Origin of the sequence: Mycobacterium sp. UM_Kg1 (assembly GCF_000972925.1) — a bacterium.
Taxonomy (GTDB): Bacteria; Actinomycetota; Actinomycetes; order Mycobacteriales; family Mycobacteriaceae; genus Mycobacterium; species Mycobacterium hiberniae.
The window spans coordinates 1-5,067 of sequence record NZ_JRMK01000207.1; the positions used below are offsets into that span (position 1 = coordinate 1).

A 5,067-nucleotide genomic window follows, 5' to 3' on the forward strand; every position below is an offset into this window, starting at 1 on the left:
CACGCGGCGGGCGCTGCGGAAGGCGTTCGGCGGGGGCGCGGAGATCTTCACGGCAGGTTGGGCCGCCGAACCCGGTTACCATTTTGGGAACCCTTACCTGTACCGCCTGTTCAAGTGGGCGCATAAATTTTTACCGGCAGCGCTGCAGCCGACACTCCTCATTTACATCAGAAAATACTGAGTGGTTAGAGTAATTAACTGATATCTGCGATCATCGGTGCCATCGGCTCTCCGCCCAGATTTCAGTGAATCCAATCCGTGAATCCGTCAGGCCGTGCTTCAAGGATATTTCGAATGTCGCGTAGGGTCCTGCCCAGTCGGCGATGCGATGATCCCGGACTATCTCCTGTCGGCCGTCTGGTAGATCGATGACTGCCCGCTCGCCCCGCAGTTCGACCTGGGTCTGGTGGACGTGCTTGCCGTCCTGTTCGAGCGGCACACCGAAGTCCTGCCATCGCAGCGTTTGCAGCCCGTCCGGTGCCGGCCGATCGGGTGCCCAGACACCGAAGGTCCACAGGTTTGCTGCGATGACCAAATGCACTGGAAATCCCGGGTATAGCGGATGCTGCGAGACCAGCAGTGCCATCGCGCCGGGAGTTCCGCCCCGCGGGGTGAACGTCCAGCGCGCGCCGATGGTCGTGATTGGCGCACCCAGGCTCGCCGACGTGTAGTAGCCGGCCGCGCAGCCGTCTACCGTGGACTCGTTCGTCAGCTTGCCGCCCACGACCTTCAGTTCGGTGGACGTGTCATCGGGCGGGTTGGTTGTCCGCAGGGCTGGGCCGGGGCCGAAGTTCTCCGGTGCCGGACCGTCTGGAAGGACTTCGAAGTTCAACCGTGCCGCGACGGCGACGTTACGGTCGCTCATTGGTGACCGTGTGTTCTCGTCGGAGGCGCGACAGCCTGAATTACACGCATCAGCGGTCCTTTCCGTCCGATGATAATCACCGCGACAAGGAACCGCCATAAACAAGTGTGTTCCCTAAACTGTTGGCGACCGTTAGCATATATCGGGATGAGAATCGTCATCGACAATGTTTCACCGGGGGACTCCACGTCGGCCGGCGCTATCGGCGGCATGCGGACGTATCTCGAGAGCCTGCTGACGGCGATGTTGCGGGTCGCCCCGCAGCATCGCTTCGTACTTCTGACGCCGGAGTGGAACGCCTCCTTCGACCTGTCGCCCGATCCGAACCTGGAGGTTGTGCGGTTGCGCTCGGTGCCGCGCACCCGACTGAGGCGGGTTCTCTACGAACGGACCCGCTACCCGTCGGCGATCCGTCGGACGAATGGTGATGTCTACCTGGGTATCTGCAACACCCTGCCGCCACGCCTCCGGATGCCGTCGGCGGTGGTGGTTCAGTCGACACAGTTCAAGTTCGTCCCGGAGTCCTATGGCTTCCTGCAGCGGAACTACCTGCGCTGGGGGGTGGCCAACGCGGTGCGCCGGGCCGATGCCGTCATCACCGTATCGGAGCATTCCCGACAGGACGTGATCCGTTGGCTCGGTGTGGATCCCGGGAAAGTCCACGCGGTCCACCACGGCCTGATTTTCACCCCGAACGACAACCACCGTCCGGCGCCGGAGGCCGCACGGCCATACATCCTGTGCGTCGGGGCGTTCTACCCCTACAAGAACGTCGTTCGCCTCATCGAGGCATTCAGCATCCTGAGGCAGGACGGTTTGCCCCACGACCTGGTGATCGTCGGCAGCGACACCCCGGGAATGTCGCGCGATGATCTGGCCCGCCACGCCATGGCTTTCGGGGTGGCCGACGCGGTCCGGCTGCCGGGGCGAGTGCCGCGGGACGACTTGGAGGATCTCTACACCGGTGCCGATGTCTTCGTCATGCCGTCCCTTTACGAGACATTCGGACATCCGGTGCTCGAGGCGATGGCGCTGGGATGTCCGGTGGTGGCGGCCCGCGCCTCCAGCCTTCCTGAGGTCGTGGGTGACGCCGCCGAGCTGGTAGATCCCACGAGTGCGGAGTCCATCGCCCGTGGGCTGGTCGACGTCGTCACCGTTCCCGGTCGCCGAGCGCAGCTGGTGAGCTTGGGGAAAGCCCGATTGAACGCGTTCTCGTGGACGACGACCGCCGAAAAGACATTGGAAGTCCTGGAAAAGATCGCGGCTCAGCGCAATGTCGAGTGTTGAGGCACGCCGGCAGAAGGCCGGGCGATGAGAGCCTTCGTGACAGGCGGGGCGGGCTTCATCGGCAGCAGCCTGGTGGACCGGTTACTGCAGCGCGGAGACGACGTCGTGGCTTACGACAACCTGTCCACCGGCATCGACGAGTTCCTGGCCGAGGCCAGGAAGTCTGCGAGCTTTACCTTCGTGCAGGGCGACGTGCTGGACGAGGAAACCCTGGCGCGGGCCATGAGCGGTGTGGACATTGTCTTTCACCTGGCCGCCAATGCCGATGTGCGCTTCGGCACCCGGCATCCCCGCAAGGACCTGGAGCAGAACACCATCGCGACCTACAACGTCCTGGAGGCCATGCGCGGCAACGGAATCCAGAAGATCGTCTTCAGCTCCACCGGATCTGTCTACGGGGAGGCCGCGGTGATCCCCACGCCCGAGACCTGTCCGTTTCCGGTGCAGACCTCGCTCTACGCCGCCTCCAAGCTCGCCGGCGAGGGCTTGATCTCGGCGTTTTGTGAAGGCTTCGGTTTCCAGGCCTGGATTTTCCGCTTTGTCTCGATCCTGGGCGAACGGTATACCCACGGCCACGTGTTCGACTTCTACAGATGCCTGCTGGAGAACCCCGGTGAACTGCCGGTCCTGGGCGACGGCAAGCAGCGGAAGTCCTACCTCTACATCCAAGACTGCATCTCGGCAATCTTCACGGCGCTGCAGAAGGCACGCGACAACGTCAATGTCTTCAACCTGGGCGCAGACGAGTACTGCGAGGTGGATGACTCCATCGGCTGGATCACGGAGTCCCTGGGCGTGTCGCCCAGGCGCCTGTACGCCGGCGGCGACCGCGGATGGGTCGGCGACAATCCGTTCATCTTCCTGGACACCAACAGAATTCGCTCACTGGGCTGGACGCCCACGCTCACCATCCGGGAGGCCGTCCTGCGCACCCTGACCTATCTGGAGGACAATCGCTGGTTGCTGGAGAGGCGCTCGTCGTGACGACGGGCCGGCCGGGGATGTCGCGATGAAGCTGGACGGCCGGGCGGCCGTGGTGACCGGCGGCAGCCAGGGCCTGGGGCTGGCGGTTGCGGGCGCCTTCGCGGCCGAGGGGGCCGACGTATTGATCTGCGGCCGTGGCGAAGAAGCCCTGGACAAGGCGCGTGGGCAACTGTCGGCATGCACCCGCACCGGCCGCAGGGTGGTGGCTGCCGTGGCGGATGTGTCCCGGCCGGAGGATTCCGAGCGCTTGGTGAGTAGTGCCCTCGACGCTTTCGGAAGGCTGGATGTTCTGGTCAACAACGCGGGCGTGTATGGGCCGATGGGCCTGCTCGAAGATGTGGACTGGGGCGAGTGGGCCCGGGCACTCGAGATCAACCTGCTGGGCACCGTGCTGCCCTGCCGGGCTGCATTGCCGCACATGAAGAATGCTGGGCACGGCAAGATCATCAATCTGTCCGGCGGTGGAGCCACGGCGCCGATGCCGCGCATCAGTGCCTACGCCGCGTCCAAGGCCGCGGTGGTCCGGTTCACCGAGACCCTGGCCGAGGAGGTCCGGCAGGACGGCATCGACGTGAACGCCGTGGCACCGGGAGCCCTCAACACGCGTCTGTTGGAGCAAGTCCTGTCCGCCGGGGCGCAACGGGTGGGAGCCGATTACTACGAGAAGTCGGTGAGGCAGAAGCAGCAGGGTGGGGCGTCGATGGACTCGGCCGCGGCGCTGTGCGTCTTCCTGGCGTCCGCGCGCTCCGGCGGACTGACCGGCAAGCTGATCAGCGCCGTGTGGGATCCGTGGGAGACCCTGCCCGCACATGCGACGGCGTTGGCCAAGAGCGACATCTACACGCTGCGTCGCATCGTGCCGAAAGACCGCGGCGAGGACTGGGGCTGAGATGGACGTTGCGATCGTCGGCTGTGGACTGATCGGGCACAAGCGCGCGAAGCTGCTGGGCGCCCATCGACTCGCCGCCGCTGTGGACGCCGATCTCGGAAGGGCCCGGGCGCTGGCAGCGCTGCACCCCGGGGCCACCGCATCTACCGATTGGCGTGCCGCGGTCGCTCGCGCGGACGTCGACGCGGTGCTGGTGTCCACGCCCCACCACCTCCTGGCGGCGGTCGCCACCGCCGCGGCGGAGGAAGGCAAGCACGTTCTGGTCGAGAAGCCGGGCGCGCGCAGCGCCGCAGAACTGGCGCCCCTGGTGGAGGCAGCCCAGCGCAACCGGGTCGTCGTCAAGGTCGGCTTCAATCACCGGTTCCACCCCGCATTCCGCAAGGCGCGGGAGTACGTGGACGGTGGCGCCGTGGGGGATCTGATGTTCGTGCGCGGGCGCTACGGCCACGGCGGTCGGGTGGGCTACGACCGGGAATGGCGCGCGGATCCCCGCATTGCGGGTGGGGGTGAGCTGCTGGACCAGGGGATGCACCTGATCGACCTGTCACGGTGGTTTCTGGGCGATTTCGCCCGGGTGGAGGGCTTCACCCACACCTACTTCTGGGACATGCCCGTCGATGACAACGGCTTCATGGCGCTGCGCACCGCGGCGCAGCAGATGGCCTGGCTGCACGTCAGCTGGACGGAGTGGAAGAACACCTTCTCGTTCGAGTTGTACGGCAAGACGGGCAAGCTGCACGTGGAGGGCCTGGGTGGCAGCTACGGCACCGAGCGGCTGTCCTATTACCGGATGTCGCCGGAGATGGGGCCGCCCGAGACGGTCATCCATGAGTACCCGGGCCCCGATGAGTCCTGGGCGCTGGAATTCGCAGCGTTTACCCGCTCTATCTCGATGGGCGAGGCCCAATGCGGGGGGTTGGACGACGCCGTGAAGGCATTGGACGTGGTCGACACCATCTACCGAGCGAGCAAGCCGTGATCATCAGCCGCAGTCCCCTGCGTATCTCCCTCGGCGGCGGTGGTACCGACCTGCCGTCGTATT

5 protein-coding genes and 1 pseudogene are annotated in these 5,067 nt (G+C 65.4%); 5 read left to right on the top strand and 1 reads right to left on the bottom strand.

What is annotated here, in order from left to right; genetic code table 11:
* Positions 1-181: pseudogene (locus LI92_RS24185) on the top strand (class I SAM-dependent methyltransferase); the annotation flags it as partial.
* Between the two features lie 30 nt (positions 182-211).
* Here LI92_RS24185 and LI92_RS19690 read toward each other — a convergent pair.
* Positions 212-832 (bottom strand): hypothetical protein, encoded by a 621-nt coding sequence (locus LI92_RS19690; protein WP_152665563.1) that lies wholly within the window; start codon positions 830-832, stop codon positions 212-214.
* Between the two features lie 180 nt (positions 833-1,012).
* Here LI92_RS19690 and LI92_RS19695 point away from each other — a divergent pair, with 180 nt between their 5' ends.
* From LI92_RS19695 to LI92_RS19710, 4 genes are read left to right on the top strand one after another with little or no spacing between them, the layout of a single operon-like run.
* Entirely contained in the window at positions 1,013-2,152 is a 1,140-nt protein-coding gene (locus LI92_RS19695; RefSeq protein WP_052740872.1) for a glycosyltransferase family 4 protein, read from the top strand.
* A gap of 36 nt (positions 2,153-2,188) precedes the next feature.
* Positions 2,189-3,136, top strand: coding sequence for an NAD-dependent epimerase/dehydratase family protein (locus tag LI92_RS19700; RefSeq protein WP_204368900.1), 948 nt, complete (start codon positions 2,189-2,191; stop codon positions 3,134-3,136).
* 25 nt (positions 3,137-3,161) lie between these two features.
* Positions 3,162-4,025, top strand: coding sequence for an SDR family NAD(P)-dependent oxidoreductase (locus LI92_RS19705; RefSeq protein ID WP_046321942.1), 864 nt, complete (start codon positions 3,162-3,164; stop codon positions 4,023-4,025).
* A 1-nt stretch (position 4,026) separates the two neighbouring features.
* On the top strand, positions 4,027-5,004 hold the full coding sequence (locus tag LI92_RS19710; RefSeq protein ID WP_046321944.1) for a Gfo/Idh/MocA family protein: 978 nt from the start codon (positions 4,027-4,029) through the stop codon (positions 5,002-5,004).
* Positions 5,005-5,067 lie beyond the last annotated feature (63 nt).

What these genes read in the sequence shown, in the direction of transcription:
- LI92_RS19695 (WP_052740872.1), top strand. Translation starts at nt 1,013, where the DNA reads ATGAGAATCGTCATCGACAATGTTTCACCGGGGGACTCCACGTCGGCC.
- LI92_RS19705 (WP_046321942.1), top strand. Translation starts at nt 3,162, where the DNA reads ATGAAGCTGGACGGCCGGGCGGCCGTGGTGACCGGCGGCAGCCAGGGC.
- LI92_RS19710 (WP_046321944.1), top strand. Translation starts at nt 4,027, where the DNA reads ATGGACGTTGCGATCGTCGGCTGTGGACTGATCGGGCACAAGCGCGCG.